Source organism: Lancefieldella sp. Marseille-Q7238 (genome assembly GCF_949152215.1).
Classification (GTDB): Bacteria; Actinomycetota; Coriobacteriia; order Coriobacteriales; family Atopobiaceae; genus Lancefieldella.
This window is the reverse complement of record NZ_OX424407.1, coordinates 421,679-440,906: the sequence shown is the minus strand read 5'-3', so window position 1 is coordinate 440,906 and position 19,228 is coordinate 421,679. Positions and strand designations below refer to the sequence as shown.

At 51.1% G+C, this 19,228-nt stretch carries 18 protein-coding genes and 1 other RNA gene; 12 read left to right on the top strand and 7 right to left on the bottom strand.

What is annotated here, in order from left to right; translation table 11 throughout:
- Positions 1–56: 56 nt before the first annotated feature.
- The 3 genes from QM016_RS02005 to QM016_RS01995 all read right to left on the bottom strand — a co-directional run bounded on the left by QM016_RS02005 (position 57) and on the right by QM016_RS01995 (position 4,557).
- Positions 57–533: a hypothetical protein gene (locus tag QM016_RS02005; RefSeq protein WP_282709987.1), complete on the bottom strand. Its 477-nt coding sequence runs from the start codon at positions 531–533 to the stop codon at positions 57–59.
- Entirely contained in the window at positions 530–1,741 is a 1,212-nt protein-coding gene (locus QM016_RS02000) for a tyrosine-type recombinase/integrase (RefSeq protein ID WP_282709986.1), read from the bottom strand. The genes QM016_RS02005 and QM016_RS02000 overlap by 4 nt, the downstream gene beginning before the upstream one ends.
- Before the next feature lie 965 nt (positions 1,742–2,706).
- The gene (locus QM016_RS01995) at positions 2,707–4,557 is read right to left on the bottom strand and encodes an elongator complex protein 3 (protein ID WP_282711442.1); all 1,851 of its coding nucleotides are present in this window, start codon (positions 4,555–4,557) and stop codon (positions 2,707–2,709) included.
- A 69-nt stretch (positions 4,558–4,626) separates the two neighbouring features.
- On the opposite strand from QM016_RS01995, the gene QM016_RS01990 reads away from it, so the two are divergent.
- The 9 genes from QM016_RS01990 (at position 4,627) to QM016_RS01950 (ending at position 12,513) form a co-directional block, all read left to right on the top strand.
- Positions 4,627–5,427, top strand: a complete 801-nt coding sequence (locus QM016_RS01990) for a class I SAM-dependent methyltransferase (RefSeq protein WP_282709985.1) — start codon at positions 4,627–4,629, stop codon at positions 5,425–5,427.
- Positions 5,428–5,618: 191 nt separating this feature from the next.
- Complete coding sequence (gene ahpC, locus QM016_RS01985) at positions 5,619–6,182, top strand: alkyl hydroperoxide reductase subunit C (protein ID WP_016476803.1); 564 nt, start codon at positions 5,619–5,621, stop codon at positions 6,180–6,182.
- Between the two features lie 224 nt (positions 6,183–6,406).
- Entirely contained in the window at positions 6,407–6,745 is a 339-nt protein-coding gene (locus QM016_RS01980) for a PTS sugar transporter subunit IIB (RefSeq protein WP_016476804.1), read from the top strand.
- 43 nt (positions 6,746–6,788) lie between these two features.
- Positions 6,789–8,168 (top strand): PTS sugar transporter subunit IIC, encoded by a 1,380-nt coding sequence (locus QM016_RS01975; protein WP_016476805.1) that lies wholly within the window; start codon positions 6,789–6,791, stop codon positions 8,166–8,168.
- A 73-nt stretch (positions 8,169–8,241) separates the two neighbouring features.
- Entirely contained in the window at positions 8,242–8,769 is a 528-nt protein-coding gene (locus QM016_RS01970; RefSeq protein ID WP_282709984.1) for a GrdB-related putative oxidoreductase, read from the top strand.
- Between the two features lie 125 nt (positions 8,770–8,894).
- Positions 8,895–9,863, top strand: coding sequence for a N(4)-(beta-N-acetylglucosaminyl)-L-asparaginase (locus QM016_RS01965; RefSeq protein WP_282709983.1), 969 nt, complete (start codon positions 8,895–8,897; stop codon positions 9,861–9,863).
- Between the two features lie 2 nt (positions 9,864–9,865).
- The gene (locus tag QM016_RS01960) at positions 9,866–10,990 is read left to right on the top strand and encodes a Sapep family Mn(2+)-dependent dipeptidase (protein WP_282709982.1); all 1,125 of its coding nucleotides are present in this window, start codon (positions 9,866–9,868) and stop codon (positions 10,988–10,990) included.
- Positions 10,991–11,022: 32 nt separating this feature from the next.
- The gene (locus QM016_RS01955) at positions 11,023–11,874 is read left to right on the top strand and encodes a copper homeostasis protein CutC (protein ID WP_282709981.1); all 852 of its coding nucleotides are present in this window, start codon (positions 11,023–11,025) and stop codon (positions 11,872–11,874) included.
- A 24-nt stretch (positions 11,875–11,898) separates the two neighbouring features.
- Positions 11,899–12,513 (top strand): RDD family protein, encoded by a 615-nt coding sequence (locus QM016_RS01950; protein WP_282709980.1) that lies wholly within the window; start codon positions 11,899–11,901, stop codon positions 12,511–12,513.
- A gap of 12 nt (positions 12,514–12,525) precedes the next feature.
- On the opposite strand, the gene QM016_RS01945 is transcribed toward QM016_RS01950, so the two are convergent.
- A complete protein-coding gene (locus QM016_RS01945; RefSeq protein WP_282709979.1) occupies positions 12,526–13,347 on the bottom strand; it encodes a Cof-type HAD-IIB family hydrolase in 822 nt (273 codons plus the stop codon).
- Between the two features lie 164 nt (positions 13,348–13,511).
- Between QM016_RS01945 and QM016_RS01940 the strand changes: the two genes are divergently transcribed.
- The gene (locus QM016_RS01940; RefSeq protein ID WP_282709978.1) at positions 13,512–14,492 is read left to right on the top strand and encodes a Gfo/Idh/MocA family oxidoreductase; all 981 of its coding nucleotides are present in this window, start codon (positions 13,512–13,514) and stop codon (positions 14,490–14,492) included.
- A 68-nt stretch (positions 14,493–14,560) separates the two neighbouring features.
- Here QM016_RS01940 and rnpB read toward each other — a convergent pair.
- An RNA gene (gene rnpB, locus QM016_RS01935) (RNase P RNA component class A) lies at positions 14,561–14,926 on the bottom strand.
- 114 nt (positions 14,927–15,040) lie between these two features.
- Between rnpB and QM016_RS01930 the strand changes: the two genes are divergently transcribed.
- Both QM016_RS01930 and QM016_RS01925 read left to right on the top strand, forming a co-directional pair.
- The gene (locus QM016_RS01930; RefSeq protein WP_282709977.1) at positions 15,041–15,589 is read left to right on the top strand and encodes a PTS glucose transporter subunit IIA; all 549 of its coding nucleotides are present in this window, start codon (positions 15,041–15,043) and stop codon (positions 15,587–15,589) included.
- A gap of 2 nt (positions 15,590–15,591) precedes the next feature.
- A complete protein-coding gene (locus QM016_RS01925) occupies positions 15,592–16,233 on the top strand; it encodes a YigZ family protein (RefSeq protein ID WP_282709976.1) in 642 nt (213 codons plus the stop codon).
- 69 nt (positions 16,234–16,302) lie between these two features.
- Here the strand turns inward: QM016_RS01925 and QM016_RS01920 are convergent, their stop codons facing one another.
- On the bottom strand, positions 16,303–17,817 hold the full coding sequence (locus tag QM016_RS01920) for a C1 family peptidase (protein ID WP_282709975.1): 1,515 nt from the start codon (positions 17,815–17,817) through the stop codon (positions 16,303–16,305).
- A 50-nt stretch (positions 17,818–17,867) separates the two neighbouring features.
- Positions 17,868–19,226: a C1 family peptidase gene (locus QM016_RS01915; RefSeq protein WP_016476816.1), complete on the bottom strand. Its 1,359-nt coding sequence runs from the start codon at positions 19,224–19,226 to the stop codon at positions 17,868–17,870.
- Positions 19,227–19,228 lie beyond the last annotated feature (2 nt).

Sequence of the window (19,228 nt, the reverse complement as noted above, 5' to 3'; positions counted from 1 at the left end):
GATTGCCTGAGCCTCCGTGCCCGATAAAAAGAAAACTTTCGAGGGGTTCCGCCCGCTCAGTCGGTCGTGCCCTGGCCGTCCATCGGGTAGTCAATCCCGCCAAAAGCGAGCTGCTGCCATGCCATGAGGTATGCGTGTTCAAGAGCAATACGCTTGTCCCTGAGACTATCAAGGAATCTCCGCTGGACTGCTTCGGAAGGATATTGCGGCGGGTCAAACATCTTGATTCCACTGACCATATCGGCCATGTGCTCCGTGAATTTGGCGTCCAGCTCCTTCTTGCTCTCCTCATAGGCGCTCTTCGCCAGCTTTAGAAGCCTCTTCCTGCACCCGTCATCAAGGTGGTTTTTCCCGTTGGGGTCAAGCTCCCCACCCTTCTCCCACCTGCGGAGTGTTGACTCGTAGCAGCCTATTGCCTTGGCGATTTCCGGCCTCTTTATCCCAAGCTGGTGGAGGCTATCGAGCAGCGTCATGCGGCCAGACGGCACCACGTTGGTGCCGCTTTTCGCCTTCTTCAGGCTCTTCACCTTCATTTGTCATCAGTCCCCGTCTTGAGTCGGATGATTCGCGCGCCCTCGGGCTTGCGCTCCATCGCCCCGCTTACCGTCTCCGCCGCCCTGCGCTTCGCATCCGGGTCGGCGCTGGCGTAGATGTTCAGGGTCATGGCGGCGTTCGTATGCCCCAGGATGCTGGACACGCTCTTCACGTCCACGCCCTCCGATATCGCCGCCGTGGCGAACGTGTGCCTCAGGTCGTGGAAGGTCGGAGCCTTCCCCTGCGTGCCCACGAGGCCAAGCGATGCCGCAATGGCCTTCCAAGCCTCCCAGAGGGCGTGTGGGGCCAGGTTCGAGCCATCGACCTTGCCCAGTACGTAGAGGTCATTCGAGAACGGCAGACCGGCTTCCAGGCGCTCTCTCGCGCAATCAGCGCGCCGCGCCCTGAGGGCATCGGCAAGGGAGGAGGTGATTGGCACGTCGCGCCTGCTGCCCCCGGTCTTTGGCTCCTTCTCGTATGTCTTCCCGCCGTCTCTGCCTATGACGGTGCGAATCTTGATGGTTCCCGATTCGAGGTCAACGTTCCTCCATTGGAGGCCGCATATCTCACCCTCGCGCATTCCGGTGAACAGGGCGAGGCGTATCCCCAGGTTCACGGGGTTTGGTGCCGCCACCTCAAGGAAGGAGACCAGGCGGGCGCGTTGTGCGGCGTCGAGGGCGTTCGGCTCCTTCTTGGGAATCTTGGGGAGCTTGACGGTGCGCAGGGGGTTCTTGACTATGCGCCCGGTGTCCTCCGCGTTGGTCATGGCTGCTTTGAGCAGGTTGAACGCCTTTCGCACGGTCGACGCCGCATAGCCATCGGTGACCATCGCGTTCACCCATGCCTGGGCGTTCTCTGCCTCTAGCTCCTCAAGGCTCAGGGAACCAAGCTCGCCGTCGATGTGCTTGAGCATCGCGCGATAGACGGTGACCGTTGACCTCTCGATTGACCCGGACGCCTCCAAGGTATCGACGTAGCGCGAGACGTACTCAATCACGGTGGTGGAGGGTGCCAGGATGCCCGCGTGTGCTGCCTCGGCCTCCATGGCATCGTGCCATTTCTCTAGCTCCTTGGTTGCGTCGCGCTTGCCCTTCGCTTTGAGGGTCTTCTCTCTCTTGCGCCATTTACCACTCTCGTCCTTGTAGGAGAGGACGCCGATGAAGCCCCTGTCTTTCCTGTTACGTAGATAGGCTGATGAGTAGAACATCGTTCCTCCTGCCGCAAAATGAGCCGCAAAAACGCCGCAAAATATCGACGTCGTTATTGTACACCATTTTGCGGCAGATTCGTTATTGTACATAAAACATTAGGTAGATAGTTCGTTATTGTCGCTCAGCAATTTCCTGTTCTTGCAGTAAGGAAGACTGACACGGAAGAGGTAACAAGTTCAAATCTTGTAACGCCCACCACAAGTTCGCAGGTCATCGGGTTTCTCGATGACCTGTTTCTTAAGGTTCAGATATGTTTAATACTATAGACGGAGAAACCATACTCCTTGGCGTACAGATGTTTCAATAGTCGATGCAAGTCTCTATTGATTATGACTATAGATTTCAAATGGCGTCGGAGGTTATTGCTAGCTGAAATTATCATATCGGTAGCTGCTTCAATTTTGTTGCAGCTCCAGTTGATAAGTCCAAAGGTTTTTGCATGGTCTTTGGTGCCTATTACTGTTCTCTTTCTTGCAGCAACAGTAACAGGAAATGAAACAAAACCGGTATTCAAGATCTTGTCATGTGTACTTTGGCTTGCAATGACGGCATACGCGTTGGTGTTCTTTTTGAATCAATAGTACTGTTGTAAATAGCGCTGTACAAAGCATGGTGCGGTAAGTCTGAGTACAGTGCTTTTACGCTGATTTTGAGAGTGTTATCCGGGTCAGATGGTTACTGCTGAGTAATCGGCTGTAATGCCGATGAACTCTTGTATTTCTCAGGTTGCTCAATTTAGCACTAGGTGTGCCGATTGGCTGCGCCCTTTAAATAGCAATCTGATGCTGAAATTTTGAGGTAGGGATTTAAGGGGCAGCTAGGCAGCTTAAAAAAGTGGCAGGCTTCTTATTGATTTTGCCGTTTCAATCTCTTGCCAGGTTTTAAGAAGGTTTTGTCACCTCTTGTCTGATCAGATAGAGCAGCTGTCATCTGATGCCGGCTTTATTGCATGTATGTAGTTTTACAGCTCTTTTTGCTGATATAAGTCGGCATCCTTAAAGCCCTGCGCACGATAGTAAGCGCGTGTGCCAATGGAGCTGATCACATTGAGGGCAGTATAACCTTCGTCTGCAGCAATCTTACCCGCCTGTACGAGTAGCTTTTGGCCAAGACCCTGATGTTGCGCGGATATGCCTTCTGAGCCCAGAGACAAAGCCTGGCCATAAATATGCAGTTCTCGGATCATCGCCTGATCCGGCTGGACTATCAATTCATCGGCATGTACGTCGCATGTGCCTGCCGCCAGCTCATCCCAGTGTGGGAGTGAGAGCCGACAAAAACCTGCGATTTTGTTATCTCTCGTTACCCACTGCAAAAAGTGCTCATCACTTACGGCAGTAGTATAGGTGTAGTCCTGTAAGCTGAGCTCAGCTGCACTTACCTGTTGCTGGTTGATCTCCCTGAAGCGGATCTCTTGTACACAGGAAGCCTTTTCCCCATCATTGAGCTCTTGTTCGACCATTTGGCGCAGGTTTGTGTGTTTGTTGCCTACCAAAATATCGGTGGCACTAATATCGCGGATCATACGAGAAATACGTACGTATGTCGGTGCCGCTAATACGTCGTGTACCAGCACATCTACCAGCTCGTTTTTGGAGTAGGGCTGCCAGAGTCCCTTCCGGTACTTCTTGACCAGTTGCGTACCGTCTACCAATGCGCAAGGATAGAGTTTGATCTCATCGGGCAGATAGCCGGGGTCAGTTACAAAATTGATAAAGTCTTGCTTATCTGCCTCGGGTGTTGCACCTAACAGATTGACCATAAGGTGCGAGTGGATCTTGAATCCATAGAGGCGAATAAGTGAGAATGCGCGTTTGATCTGCGCGACAGTCATTTGGCGTAAGTTGGCATCAAGAATTTCCTGCCGGGTACTTTGGATGCCGATTTGGATTTTAGTGCAGCCAAGCTGTCTGAACATGCGCAGGTTTGCGGGTATGATCGTATCAGGGCGCGTTTCTATGACCAGACCCACTACGCGGCAGGCTGCAGTCTCATTAGCACGTTGCTGTTTAAGAAGATCTTCGAAAGTAGCACGCATATGAGACCATGCAGTTTGGTGTGCTTGGCTGGTATCGTACAGCCTGTGGAAGGCCTGATTATACGTTACGGCATGCGCGTTGACGGCCGCTTGCTGACGAGCAACAAATGAAGACAGCGCTTCTTCTGTATTTTGCAATCCAAAAGAGCGATACCAATGCAGGCGCTTCTCGATCTGCTGAGGTGAACGGGGCCAATCATTGAGTGCGCGGAATAACTCGCTTATGAACCAGTATTGATAGTCCGCAGGATAATCACTCCAGGTGCCACCCAGTACAATAAGCTCGATCTTGTCTGTGGAATGGCCCATCTGATGCAGTGCTTGCAGACGAGCGGCAACTTGTACGTAAGGGTCAAAGAATGCTTGCTCCGCACGCTGACAGGCCGGCTCGTTGGCAATATAGCTTTTGGGCATGCGTAGATCACAGGGACAGTACAGGCAATTGCTTGAGCAGGTATGTGGTCGTGTGATGACCGTAATGGTGGCTACACCCGAGGCAGTGCGCCGCGGTTTCATGCGCACCGAGTGTATAAAGCGCGCTTCCAGCTCGGGCGTAACGTTCCAAGAGCGCCACAGCTCAGCATTTTTGTTCTTGACCTGTAAAAAATAGGGCAGGACAGCACGTTTGGGAATCTGTTTTGGGCTATCTATGCCGCTGATGTTGTTGACAGTACCGCTGTGTGAGCGGAGCAACACCTCAAGCTGATGGGCGTCAAGAGCGCTCTGAGAGCTCGCGCGAAGTTTCTCTAGTATGTCCCATATGAGTTCGTTCATACTCGCATTATACGCAGTCAGCCTGACTTCACGTCGGTCGGGGTAACGATAGTGAGATAAAATCCACGTATGAATACTCATATGAACATTGCCGGTACCTCATCTGACAGCAAGCAGACCGCGCGTCTGCTCAGCCACATTACCTCTGAGTTCTATGCGCAGCAGGCTCAGAGCTTCTCTGCCACGCGTCAGGCGCCTTGGCAAGGCTGGCAGCAGTGTTTGGATGCCATGCCTCGCTTTATGGCTGCCGAGAAGCCCCGTGTGCTTGATGTGGGATGCGGTAACTTACGCTTTGCTCGATTTGTGATGAAATCGGGCGTCAAACCCGCGGCGTATGTTGCGATAGATAATTGCGAGCCGCTGGTTCACTGCGGAGCGGCGGATGATCGGATTGTCTTTGTCAAAATGGATGTAGTGAACAGCCTGTTGGACAATACGTTGGCGTCTCAGCTGAAGATGCCGGCCTCTGACTTAGTAGTTGCCTTTGGCTTTATGCACCATGTGCCGGGAGCTCAAAATCGGGTGCAGCTTGTGCGTACTCTGCTAGACAAAACCAAACCGGGAGGATATCTCTGTATCTCATTTTGGCAATTTATGAACAGTGTCAAATTAGCCGCTAAAGCCAATACAACAACAGCCCAGGCTTTGCAGCAGCTCCAGATGGACGCAGACGTTTTAGAGGAACACGACTACCTGCTAGGCTGGCAGGACGAAGCTCATGCATGGCGATACTGCCATCACTTTACACAAGACGAGCTTGATGACCTTATTGCTCAGCTTGGCTCTCACGTGCGCATATGCGCGCAGTTTAGCGCAGATGGGAAAGATGAAAATCTTAACCGATACCTTGTGTTCCAACGTGTGCGCTAGTACTTTTTATGCATTTATGTACTAGCGCGAAGACTGCAAGATTACCTGTGACAGTGACTGTTGTACAGCAGAAGTTTTCGTCTCAAAATGTTGTCAGAAGATAGTTAGAATAAGCTAACTTGTGGGTATTACTACTAGCAAGGTAGCAATACCTTGACGTTGTCTGATAACCCCGACTGAAGGAGGACGACATGTCCCAGATTGGCAACGAAATCAAAGATTTTACGGTGCAGGCTTTCCAAAACAATGAAATCAAGACTGTCTCAAAAGCAGACACGCTGGGGAAGTGGAGCCTTTTCTTCTTCTATCCGGCTGACTTTACGTTTGTCTGTCCGACCGAGCTTGAGGATCTTGCAGAAAACTACAGCAAATTCCAAGAAATCGACGCGGAGATTTATTCCGTTTCCTGCGACACTGAATTCGTGCATAAGGCATGGCATGATGAGTCCGAGCGTATCTCTAAGGTAACCTATCCGATGCTCGCCGATCCCGCGCAGGTGCTTGCAAGAAACTTTGGCGTTTTGATAGAGGAAGCCGGTCAGGCTGAGCGTGGCGCATTTATCGTTGATCCTGAAGGCGTCATTCAAGTTGAGATGGTCACCGCCGGTGGCATCGGTCGCAATGCCGATGAGCTTTTGCGCCTGCTTCAGGCTGCTCAATTTGTCGCGCAATATGGCGATCAGGTATGTCCTGCCAAGTGGCACCCCGGCGCCGAAACTTTGAAGCCGGGTCTTGACCTTGTCGGTCAGCTGTAAGAAGACAAGAAAGCATGTAATGCATGCTGGCGCTCTGAAGTAAATACAGTGCACGCTCCCAGCGAACGACAGGTCCCCTTAAGGACCTGTCGTTTTCTTTATCGTCCGGCTATTTTGTGGGCTTCTGCATAAGGACGGATTTTTTCTACCGTTGACGGAGGTTCCACCTTGAAAAAATGCAACTAACTAGGAATGATGGATAGTGGTGAAAGGAGGTGAGGAATATGGGAAACACAAAAAAGATTTTCCTTTTTTGCAGTGCTGGAATGTCTACAAGTATGTTGGCATATGCAATGCAGCAGGTAGCTGATAATCATAAGTTGCCGATTACCGTTGAGGCGAAGCCGGTTGACTCTATCGGGCAAATCATTGAGGCCGAACGTCCTGACTGCATTCTTCTGGGCCCCCAAGTCTCACATATGTATAGCGAAACAGTTAAAAGGTTCGGCCCGACGGGAATACCCATCAGCCTTATTGATAAAGAATCATATGGTTTGATGGACGGAGAGAAGGTCCTTAAAAAGGCCATTCTCCTTATCAAACAGGCCAAATCAGCACAGTAAGACAAAACAGTATCGGATCTTTGCGTGGATTGGAGAAAGCACCATGATGGAACGGCTTGAAAAAATGCTGTTGCCGCTTGCGGAAGCTATTGGTAAGAACAAGTATCTTGTTGCGCTTCGCGACGGCTTTCTTGTTCTGACGCCCTTGCTTATCGCTGGCTCGATTTTCCTACTCATTGCCAACTTTCCTATTCCGGCTTGGACGGAGTGGCTTTCCTCCGTTGTCATCAATCAAAGTACTGGTGAAACGCTCGAAGCCTTTGTGTCTAAACCCTCGTCGGCAACCTTTTCAATTATGGCAATCTTTGCTGTGATCGGCATTGCTTATTCATTTGCGCGTGAGATGAAGACGGATAAGATTTTTGCCGCGGCGACTGCGGTCATGTCCTGGTTCCTTCTTATGCCGTACTGGGTGAACGGATCTGCGCTTATCAATGGCGAGAAGACTGCTGTGACTATTCCAGGCATCTCTACCGGATGGGTCGGCGCTAAAGGTATCTTTATCGGCATTATCTGTGCTTTTGTATCTGTTCACATTTATAAATGGGTTGAAGACAGGGGCTGGACTATCAAGATGCCTCCCGGAGTACCTCCCACTGTCGTCAAGTCTTTCTCAGCACTTATTCCTGCCTGCGTTGTTATGATTGTTTTCTTTAGCATCAACCTCGTGCTCGGTCTTGCGCAAACCGATGCGTTTACCATCGTTTACAAGTTTTTGCAGACGCCGCTTCTCAATCTTGGTGATACGCTAGGGGCTATGGTAGTTGCCTATATCTTCCTGCACCTTTTCTGGTTCTTTGGCATCAACGGCGGTTCTGTGGTAGGCGCCGTATTCAATCCTATTCTTCAGACGCTTTCAGCTGAAAACGTAGCTTTCTTTACCACTGGGGCTGGATCCCCTCACATTATCTGTCAACAGTTCCAAGATCTCTTTGCAACTTTTGGCGGCTGTGGCTCAACGCTTTCTCTTGTTATTGCCATGTTTATGGTTTGCAAGTCTGAGCGCATAAAGAAACTTTCAAAGTTGGCTCTCGTGCCCGGTATTTTTGGCATCAACGAACCAATTGTCTTCGGCCTTCCCCTTGTGCTGAACCCCGCGATGTTAATTCCCTTTATGCTGGTTCCGACGCTCAATATCGTAATTTCTTATGCTTGTATGTCGCTCGGACTGGTTCCGGTATGTTCAGGTATCAATATTCCCTGGACGATGCCGGTTATTATTTCCGGTTTCCTGGCTACCAACTGGGCCGGTGCGCTCCTGCAAGCGCTCCTTCTTGTTATGGGCGTCTTTATCTACATACCGTTTATTAAGGCTATGGATAACGAATATCTTAAGGAAGAGCGGGAGAGCGTTGCCAAGATGGCCAAGACTGATGAGGCTGACGATATCGACCTTGATAACCTTTCCTTTGATGACCTGTGATGCGTACGATTTTCGTTTTGATTTTGAATGCAAGTATGCGCGGTTAGACGCGTTTGGAAGGCGGGATTTGCATATGAAGATAGTGATGGTATTCGATCAGATCCAGGCGGGCGCCGGCATTAAAGATGATCATATGGTTCCTTTGGGAATCATGAAGGGTGCCGTTGGACCCGCAATCATGATGGAGCCATATTTGAAGGCAATTGACGGTCATGTTCTGGCGTGTTTGTACTGTGGCGACGGCTACTATGCTCAAAACAGACAGGAATGCCTTCGCAAGTATTGCGCTATGGTCGAGAAGATAAAGCCTGACGTAGTCATATGCGGTCCCGCTTTCAATTACCTCGGTTTTGGTCGTATGGCTGCTGAAGTTGCTCTTGCCGTACAGGAGACGGGTACATCTCAGGCATTTGCAGCACTCTCCGAGGAAAACGAAGAGACTATTGCTGTCTACAAAGACCGCGTGTCGTTGGTGAAAACTCCCAAGAAGGGCGGGATTGGCCTTGACCGTTCATTGCGCGCGATTTGTGATCTGGCTGATGCGTTGCATTCCGGTGACAGTGTCCGTATCAGCGAACTTCAAAAGGAATATTGCTTCTAACGTACCGCAAAGAGGCGTATACAAAAAAGAGATGTACACAAAATAATCGAACGTGTAGCAGCGGCAAACGATAAAGCAGTGACTTCGGGCTAAAGAGAGATTTAAAAGAACGGAGGACGGATAGTATGTGGGGAATTATTGCTACATGGCGTATGGCGTTGGAAGGCGTCTCCGGAGCGGCGTGTATGCTTGCAGAAGGTGAGTCGGCAGGTGATGCCGTTGAAGCCGCCGTCCGTAAAGTGGAGGATTTCCCGTATTACAAATCCGTAGGTTTTGGTGGTCTTCCCAATGCTGAAGGAGACGTAGAGCTTGATGCTGGCTTTATGGACGGCGATACACTTGCTTTCGGTTCCGTTGGGGCTCTCAAGGATTTTGCAAATCCCGTATCTATTGCCCGCGCTCTTTCCCAAACTACTGCCAATTGCGTGCTGATGGGAGAAGGTGCCGAGAAGTATGCGGCACGTCAGGGGTTTGAGCGCAAAACAATGCTTACTGACCGAGCGAGAATTCGCTATATGAACCGTCTCAAAACTGATGGCGGCACAGCTATTCATACGGATCTGAAACCCTATGCGGGTCACGATACTGTTGGTATGGTGTGTCTGGATGCTAAGGGCACGATTGCCTCGGCAACTTCTACCAGTGGACTGTTTATGAAACGTCCTGGACGCATTGGTGATTCTCCCATATGTGGAGCGGGACTTTATGCCGATAGCTGTCGTGGTGGTGCCACAGTAACAGGTCTGGGTGAGGACTGCATGAGAGGCTGCATCTCATATGAGGTGGTACGGCTTATGGGAGAGGGTCTGAGACCTCAGGAAGCATGCGAGCAAGCAGTTGCCGCTCTTGATGAGAAGCTCAGGCGCGTGCGTGGCTCTGCAGGAGACCTTTCAATCGTTGCTATGAATGCTCAGGGAGCATGGGGTGCGGCTACCAATATAGACGGATTTTCCTTTGTGGTGGCTACAGAAGAACTTGCACCTGTCGTGTACGTTGCAGAGCGCCAAGGCTCCCATACCGTCTATCAACCGGCCACGAAAGCGTGGCTTGATGAATACATGACAGCGCGTACTGCGCCGGTGGAGCTGATATAAAAATGGCTGTTTCTGCGAAAAACACATTCTCTGATGAAGTTATCTTCAAGGCTGTTGACGCTTTTGCGCCATATATGATTGAGGCCATCAAAAACATCGCGCGCATTAACAGCGTGCAAGGCGAACCGACTCCTGAGGCTCCTTTTGGAATAGGAGTAAAGTACGCTCTTAAGCAGGCGTTGTTTGATGCTTCTGAGCTTGGATTCACAACAAAAAACGTTGATGATTATATGGGATACGCATCCTTTGGCTCATCGGAAGAATATATCTGTGCGGTAGGTCATCTGGATGTAGTACCTGCTGGTTTTGGATGGACACATGAGCCGTTTGGCGCGGAAGTAGCAGGGGGCATCATATACGGCAGAGGTGTTCTTGACAACAAAGGTCCTATCTACGCGTGTCTCTACGCGCTAGCCGCTCTCAAAAAATTAGGATTTGAGCCAGAAACCCAGATCCGAATCATATTCGGTTGCAATGAAGAAACCGGCTTTGGAGATCTTGAGTATTACCTTGCACATGAGAAGCCACCCGTTATGGGCTTTACGCCTGACTGCAAGTATCCGGTGGTATATGCCGAGCGTGGTCGGCTTGTAGTCCGTCTTTTCCCGCGAAGTGGCAAGCCTGAAGATGTTGCAGGTCTCCTAAACTCATGTGTCTTGAATACTCGCGATACAGGGGAGACTTTTGGGATTGCATATGCGCATAAGGAATTTGGAAAACTCCAGACAAAAAACTACCGTATTGATTCTCAAATGCGCTATGTTGAAATGGCCATAAGTTATCCCGCAGGTATTACTGCAGCTGAACTGCTAGGTCGTATACAAGCGGCTCTTCCGGAAATACGTGTAGAAACAGTGCTAAACTGGGATCCTGTGCGGTTTGACCGCTCTTCTCATCTTGTAAAAACACTGCAATCAACATATGAGCGTGTGACGGGGCTTGATGGTACGCCGGTAACTACTACAGGCGGGACCTATGCCAAACTGATGCCTCATATTGTGCCGTTTGGACCTTCGTTTCCCGGACAAAAGGGTATAGGACATCTGCCAGACGAGTGGATGTCCATCAGCGATATCATCAAAAACGCGAAGATTTACGCCTTAAGTCTTTACGAGCTTTCCCGGTAAGACAAAGTCTGTGAAAAGGAGTCGCCTCAACTATGCGAAAGACAGAATACGTGTCTAAGGGCAGGCATATTTCGAAGATTGAAGATACGTCGGAGACAGGATACGTGCAAAAGGCTCAAGGTATGCATGGTCGCATTGTTGAGATTTGCTGCGGAGGATTTGCCGATGCTCTGACTGCGGAAAAGGGTGGCGCACGGAGGGTGGAACTCAATTCTGCCCTGCCTTTGGGAGGTCTGACGCCAAGCGCCGCAAGTCTGCGGCTTGTCAAAGCACATACCTCACTTGAAACGATATGCATGGTTCGTCCGCGTGCCGCCGGTTTTGCCTATTCAGACGCTGAATTTGAGCAGATGAAAGCAGAAACGAAAGCGCTCCTTGCAGCAGGTGCGGATGGGATTGCCTTTGGCATACTGACGCCTGTTTCCACGGTAGATCTAGCTCGCTCGCGCGTATTGGCCGATATTGTCCATGAGGCGGGTGCTGTTGCGGTCTTTCATCGTGCTTTTGATATGACACCTCAACCTTTTGATGCCATTGAGGCTCTTATCGAACTGGTTCATGCCGACAGAGTCCTCACTTCAGGACAGCGTCCGACCGCGCTTGCCGGCGTGTCTTTGATTGCACGTCTTCAAAGAGAGTATGGTGCTGAGATTGAGATTCTTCCTGGTTCGGGCATTACGCCGGATAATGTGAGTCGGTTTATACGGGAGACTAACGTGGGCCAGGTGCACGCTTCGTGCAAGAGTAAGGTAGAGGATCCCACCACCCAATCGCCTTTCGTAAGCTTTGCCTACCTTGACGGCGCGGACACTGTGGGGTATGAAAAAGTTACATTCGAACGCGTTTGTCAGCTTGTCAAAAACGTCTCGGAACTGCCAGCCTAGCGACAGAACATGTAAGAGGATAAAGTGGATACCGATATCAAAAATGCTAATGTAGATATTCAAGAGCGCTGCGTAGCGCCTGGCAAGACGAATCTTTTGCCTGACGCCCATCTTGGCGTACGTTTTATCGCCTATCTAATCGATTGGTATATTGGTGCCTTAGTGACAGCGCTTCCGATGGCCATTTGCGCGCAAAAACTTTATGGTGATGTGACTATGCAAAACATCCTCTCTTTTGAAGCTCCCTATGGGCTTGTTGCAGGATTTTTTTCGCTGCTTTGCGCGGTTTTGTACTTTGTAGTGTTGCCCGCGTTGGTGTGGCAGGGTCAGACCCTAGGAAAGCACTTTTTGCATGTAAAAATCGTTTCGGCGGATGGCTCAAAGGCATCAGTGTCTCAGCTTTTGCTGAGGCAGGTTATAGGCATTATTGTTGTGGAAGGCGCTCTCGTGACGGCAAGCACGGTCCTTCGCAATGTATTGCAGCTCGTCTTGGGAATCAATGTAGCGTATGGGATGTATGTGGGCATTGCAATCAGTTTGATAAGTGTGGCTATGTTGTGGTTTACCAAAGGCCATCGCGCGCTGCACGATTTCATTGGAGGAACTAAGGTAGTTCGTATCCCTAGTGAGAACATATAGTCTTTTTTGACGCTAGGATAGAACGAATTTCTCGATAACCTCAGCGACGCCGCCGGCGTTGTTGTCGAGGGTAGTCACATAGTCCGCTTGACATTTAAGTTCTTTGGGGGCGTTTGCCATGAGTACTCCGAGGCCTGCGGTTTTAACCATGGGCAGGTCGTTGTAGTTATCTCCGATAGCGATAATCTCTTCTGCGGGAATGTCGAGAATTTCTCCCAGGCGCAGGAGGCCCGTACCCTTATTGACGCCCTTTTTATTAAATTCAAGATAGCGATTGGCAGAAAAGCTGACGTCTATGTCGTCCGTGATATCCTGCCATTCTTGCGCAAGCTGGTGAAGATACGCTACGTTCGTATTCATGACCAGGCATTTAATGATTTGCTCGTCGGCGAGAAAGTCGAGGTTTGGCTCATCGGTTTCATCCATCTTTTGCAGCTTGCAAGTATAGCGGCGCTCAATTTCAGGAACGTTCCACGCCCAGATCTTGTGAGCCGTATACACATGAACGCAGAGATTGCCGAGGGCAAGCGCTCTTTGCAGCACCTCATTCGCGAATGCGCGCGATATACCTTCCATGCTGATGACGCGGTTGCCTTTGTTTTCGGTGATAACACCGCTGTTAAACGAGATGGTGTATTCATTCGGTTGATCATAAAGACCAAGCTCTTTCAAGGTAATCTGAATGCTCTGGTAGTTTCTGCCTGACGCGGGAACAAACTTGACCCCTTTGTTTCTCGCGGCAAGGATGGCCTTGCGCGCGTTTTCAGGAAGACAATGATTCGAGTCAAGCAACGTTTCATCAAGATCGCTTGCGATGAGCTTGTAGGAGGGCATGAAGTTCCAATCTGCTTGCCTTGCTTTTGATATTTCATTGTAGACATATCCGGCAGGCGTGTGCCAGATTGCTCGAGCGTTTCGCCGTTTTTTGCAGCTCTTGAAAGGCTCTGTGGCAGCTCGACGTATACTTTTAGCATCAGAAGCGCAAGAAGGGAAATGACATGAAACTCGCAGTGATTGGCACCGGAAAGATCGCGCATCAAGTTGTATCGTACCTTGTGGCGTGGGGCTATGAGTTTGCCGCGGTGGTGAGCACGCCGCGCTCCTTTGACGCAGCTCAAGAGCTCGCGCAGCTGATGAGAAGTGCCGCTTATAGCTCCTTCAAGGACGCCCTGGCAGGCGCTGAGTTTGATACGGTCTACATTACCACCCCCAACAACACGCACTTCTCGCTTGCTCAAGCTGCGCTTGAGGCGGATAAGAACGTCATTGTTGAGAAGCCGATGACATCGAATTTTGCTGAGGCTCAGAAGCTAGCAGATTTTGCTCGCGCGAAAAATCTCTTCCTGTATGAGGCGACTACAACGCTTTATCAACCAAACTATCAGGCTATCCGGGAAGCGCTGCCGCAACTGGGCGCAATACGGCTCGTGTCGTCAGAGTACAGTCAATATTCCAGCCGCTATGACGCTTTTTGCGCAGGACAGAATCCGCGCGCGTTTACCCTGGGGGCGTCAGGTGGCTCCTTGATGGATATCGGCCTATATGCTGTGACGTGGATTGTGGGTCTTTTTGGCAAGCCTCAGCGAGTGCGACGCGCCGCTACTATCCAGCGTGGCATTGATACTTCCGGTATTACGACGCTTGATTACGGTGATTTTCAGGCTGTGGCGCTGGACGCAAAGGATTGCGATGGACCAAACCGCTCGGTTATCGAGGGCGAGAAGGGCTATCTTGTACAGCATACGGCGCCTGGAGTGTGTGGCCGTGCGACTCTTCTGCTGCGCGGGAAAGCAGAGGAAGAGATTGATCTCAATCCTGCGAATCATTATCAGGCGGAATTTGAAGCCTTTGCCCGTGCTATTGATACCGGAAACAGAAAACATTGCGCTCGTCAGCTTGAAATCAGCTTGGCGGTGTCTCAGGTTCTCACCGACGCGCGCTATGACACGGGTGTGTGTTTTCCGGTGGACAAGGCATAGGGGACAAGGGATAAGAGATAGGGATAGGAGATAGCCGAAAACCACGGATCTTCTCGATTTTTTGGAAAGAGCAAAGCGGGCCTGTAAGCCGGGTTCTGTCGTGGACGACCATTTATCTACGAATGCCGTTGCCGACATCCTCTAGCGCGCAACCCGAGCGCAGTGCGGGCTACACCATAGCGCTCCTATTTGCGTTTGCTCCGGATGGGGGTTTACCAAGCCGCCCTGTCGCCAGAGCGCTGGTAGTCTCTTACACTACCGTTTCAGCTTTTCTCTTTACGCTTGCGCGCAGGTGAGAGTCTTCTTTTCTGCGGCACTTTCCGTCGGGTCACCCCGCCTGGCCGTTAGCCAGCATCCTGCCCGTGGAGCCCGGACTTTCCTCATGGCAGCCCTCCAAGACTGGATGGTCGCCCCGCGGTCGTCTGGCCCGCTTTGCAGAGGCGATTGTAACACTAAATCGAGCCCAATAGAAAAGTTTGCTACGCGGCGCATTCGACACTGGTACTATTAAAAGCAGTGATATTCAAGCGAGCCATATGGGGGAGATTATGGGCCTACTGGATTTTCTGAAGAAACAGTCTGCTGGCGAGAAGAACGCCGTGCCGGAGCCTATCCACGTACATGAGAAAAAACTGACCGTTTTCGCGCCTGCTACGGGTCGTGGCGTTGCCTTGGCCGATGTTCCCGATCCTGTTTTTTCCGGCGGTGTTTTGGGCGAGGGTTATGGTATCTGGCCCGAAGAAGGCGTCATCTACGCCCCAGTAAGCGGCGTTGTCAGTGCGACCACTCCAACCATGCATGCGCTTGGCCTTACCTCCAAAGACGGCCTTGAGATTCTGATTCATGTCGGTGTTGATACTGTTGAGATGCGCGGAGATGGCTTTATCTCTTTTGTCAAACAGGACGAGGAAGTCAAGGCTGGTCAACCGCTCATGAGCTTTGATTTGAAAAAAATCCACGCCGCGAAACATCCTGAGGTTATTATCATTGCGATAACCAATACCTCTGAGCTTGCAGGCGTTACTCCCGTAGAGCCGACCGAAAAGATTGAAGCGGGCGCTCCCATCCTTTGCGTCTCTGCGAAGGCTGCCAACTAATAGTGAGTCGTTTGTCATACAAAACGCTTGCTTCGGGCTTTGAAGCGACCGGCATTTATGAGGATCGCCGGAGCCGTTTTATTGCCCAACTTACTCATATTGTGTCCGAAGATGAGGCGAACGACTATATCGCCGGCGTTCGCGCGCGTTATCATGACGCCCGCCATAACGTGCCGGCATGGGTTCTTTCGGATGGTCGTGAGCGCTGCTCTGACGACGGTGAACCGTCACGTACCGCCGGTATGCCAATCCTTGAGGTTTTACATGGCGCCGGTCTTGCCGACGTATGCTGTGTGGTAACGCGCTACTTCGGCGGCACGTTGCTTGGTCCGGGAGGTTTGGTCCGCGCATATACCGCAGCGACACAGATTGCTCTTATGGATGCCGAGAAGAACAACTCACTTGTTGAAATGCGGTTGGTTACCCGCGTGGTGCTGAGCGTTCCGTATACGCGCTACGAGCGGATATGTCATATGGTTTCTGATTCTGGGGGCAAGATAGTACGGAGCGACTTTGGAGCGGAAGTACTTCTCGCAATGGATTTCAAAAGCGGAGAAGAGGCGGCGTTTGTGGATGCGCTGAGAGAACTTGGCTCAGGTGATCTTGTGCCGACGGTGGAAGCACCGCGCTTTGATACGTTCTAAGGCGAGGCGTACAAAAAGCGGACAACCCCGTGAGCTGTCCGCTTGTGTGGGTACGTCTTTGGCTGCGTACTAGTTGCGTCCGCGACCGCCGAGTGCGCGGCCCATACCGGACCAGAGTTCCACCTCAACGTCCTTTGACTCGTCGTCCCAAAGCTCAAGAAGCTCTTTGGAAACGTACTCGCGGCGAACGTCGGACTCTCCACCGTAGAGGCGGAACCAATCGGCGCTCATGATGAGATAACCATCCTTACCGGCATCCTTACCCCAGCTGTTCTCAATGCGCCACTGCTTTGCCTTACCGTCTTTGTCAAGCTCAACGCCCTGGAAGGTCATGGCGTGCGTGAGGTAGGTTTCATAGTGGTCAATCATGGACGTACGATCCATGTCAAAGTCAACGCCAAAAAGACCGTTGAAATCAACGGTATCGGTAGACAGGACGTAATTGAAATCCTGAATGCGACGGGGGAATTCCTGCATGACATCGCATGCCATGGCAACCGGATGTCCCGCTTTAAGAGAGGCAATGGTTGCGGCCTCAAGAACCTCAGGCTCAACGTTCAGGCAGCGTGTCTTCAGCCCACCGAGAACGGAATCAACATGCTTGACACGATATACCTTACCGTAGGGGAACTGGGTGCCGGGAATGGAAACCAACGCAACAAAGTTCTCCGGGTTGATGTTGCAATACCGTTCGACAAATTGGAGCGGCGTAATACCAAAGTCGCGCAGAATCTGGGAGCCTTTCTCGTCCTTCTCGTCTGTTTCGCCCTTTTTGTTCGCAGTATTCTTTTTGCGGTTCTCTTTGGCGGAGTCGGCATCGTCTGTTTTTTCGGAAGGCTCGATTGGGGAAAGCTTCTTGGCATCAGCCTTGCAATTCTTGCCAACCTTGAGCTCAAAGTCAAACTTGATTGGCGGTTCGCCAAGGCAGACGGAAAGAATCTTGTAGAAATCGCCAAGCATTTTTTGTTTGGTTGCGTGGAGCTCATCAAGGGTTGCTCCGTTGGCCGCGGCCTTGCGGAGCAGTGTGGCGTCTTTGCGGAAAAGACGGTCGATGCGTGCGTCCATCTGGTCTGAGTTCTTAGAGCATGCAGTCTCAGGCATGGCACTCTTGGGAACCAGGCCGTACTTCTTTACTAAGTTCATGGCAAAGGGATAATAGCCACCGTCTCCGATGCCCTCGGTAAGAAGCGTCTGCACCAAGCGATCATCAGCAGGTTTGTTGGTAGTTTCGATGATGTATTCAAGCGTTGAATTGACTTTTTCAAGCTTGTCATAAAACATACCGTATGCCTGCGAAAACTCAAACGTATCCACATCCAAAAATTTGATGGCTTCCTGACGCAGGACGTTGAAGGCGGCAAACATCCAGCAGCGGCCGCTTTGGCGCTGGTTGGTAATATCGCCGGTCTTGGGAATGGAAATGCCGTACGTATCGGTGTAGCTGCGCATGGCGGTAACGTCACGAGCCGCCGCCATAACGTCCATGGACGTGACAGAGTTACGTGCAATACGATTAGCCCGATCTTTGCTAAATGCCTTTTGCTGTTTTGCGGCCCATTTGGGGTCAATGGTTGCTTCTGACATACAGTCTCCTTACTGTGAATTACATAAAACGCTGTTGCTGCGATATGCGTTTAGCGGCAGCGGGCGAGTGATCCCATGGGATCCCAGGGTTCAAGTACCGTTGGCGTTTCAGTCTCAAAGATGTGCTTTTGTTCTTCAGTCAGATACTTCTTGTCAACGACGACCTGGTAGACGTACTCATCAAACCAGGAATCCGAAATAGTATCGAAGCCGTCGCGGCCGTGATCCTTGCCCCAGCTGTTCTCTACCTTCCAAAGGGTCGGTTTGTCATTCTGATCAAGGTTGACACCCTCAAGTACCATGGCGTGCGTCATGAGCGACTCACCATAGTCAAGGCGCTCCGCCTTATTGAGCGCGCCTTCGACCGGGAAGCCGAAAAGAGCGTCGATATCCAAAGCACGAGTGTCCATAATGCCTTCATCGCGGAGATACGACTGATCAACATCGCAGCCAAACCACACCGGCAGATTATCCTTAAGCTGTGCGATGGCCACGCGCTTGAGCTCTTTCGGTTCAAGGTTGATGTAGCGTACGCCGCCGTCTTCAATGACATTGCCCAGACGGGAGACCGTATAGGTATGATTGAAAGGCTTGTCGGCTGTCGGAGCTGAGATGAGAGAGATGTAATCGTCAAGGTTCATGTCAACAAACTCGTCAAAGAACTGTTGGGGAGTGTAGGTGCCAGCAGCTACGAGTTTGTCGTCCTTGTCGCGCAGGCGTACCTCAAAGCGCGCTGGAGGCTCTCCGAGGCAGGTGACGAGAAGGGCGTAGACCTCGCTCATCATTTCTTTCTTCATTTCTCGAAGTGTTTCCTCTGATTCTCCGGCTTCGTGTGTCTCACGCAGGCGTTTAGCTGCTCCGCGCAGGTAACGAGTCAAGTACTTGTCCATGTCATGCGTATTGCTGGAGTTCTCGGTTTCAGGCATGGCTTCCTTGGGTACGACGCCGTACTTCTTTACGAGGCTCTTGAACATATCCCACTGTCCACCGTCGCCGATGGGATCAGTTAGCAGGAACGAAACAAGACGACCGTTGAGCGGTTCGTTGAGGGTATCGAGGATATTCTCAAGGAACCAGTTAGATTTTTCCATCTTGTCCCAGAACAGGGGATAGGCTTGCGAAAGCTCAAAGGTGGAAAGGTTGTATGTTTTGATAATACGGTAGCGGAAGGTGTTGAGAGAAGCGAACATCCAGCAGCGGCCGGAGTGCTTCTGATTGGTACGCTCACCCTGCTTGACCTCTATGTCAAATGACAGCGGATTTTCCGCGACACCCTCGGGAACGCGCGCTGCTTTGCGTACGCCGGCGGCAGTGGCGGCGTTTTTAGCAACCAGGTTCGCACGCTCAGAGACAAAGTTGTCTTGCGCGGAAGAAACGTCATCGAAGGTAATGCTTTTCATTTCGTCCATAG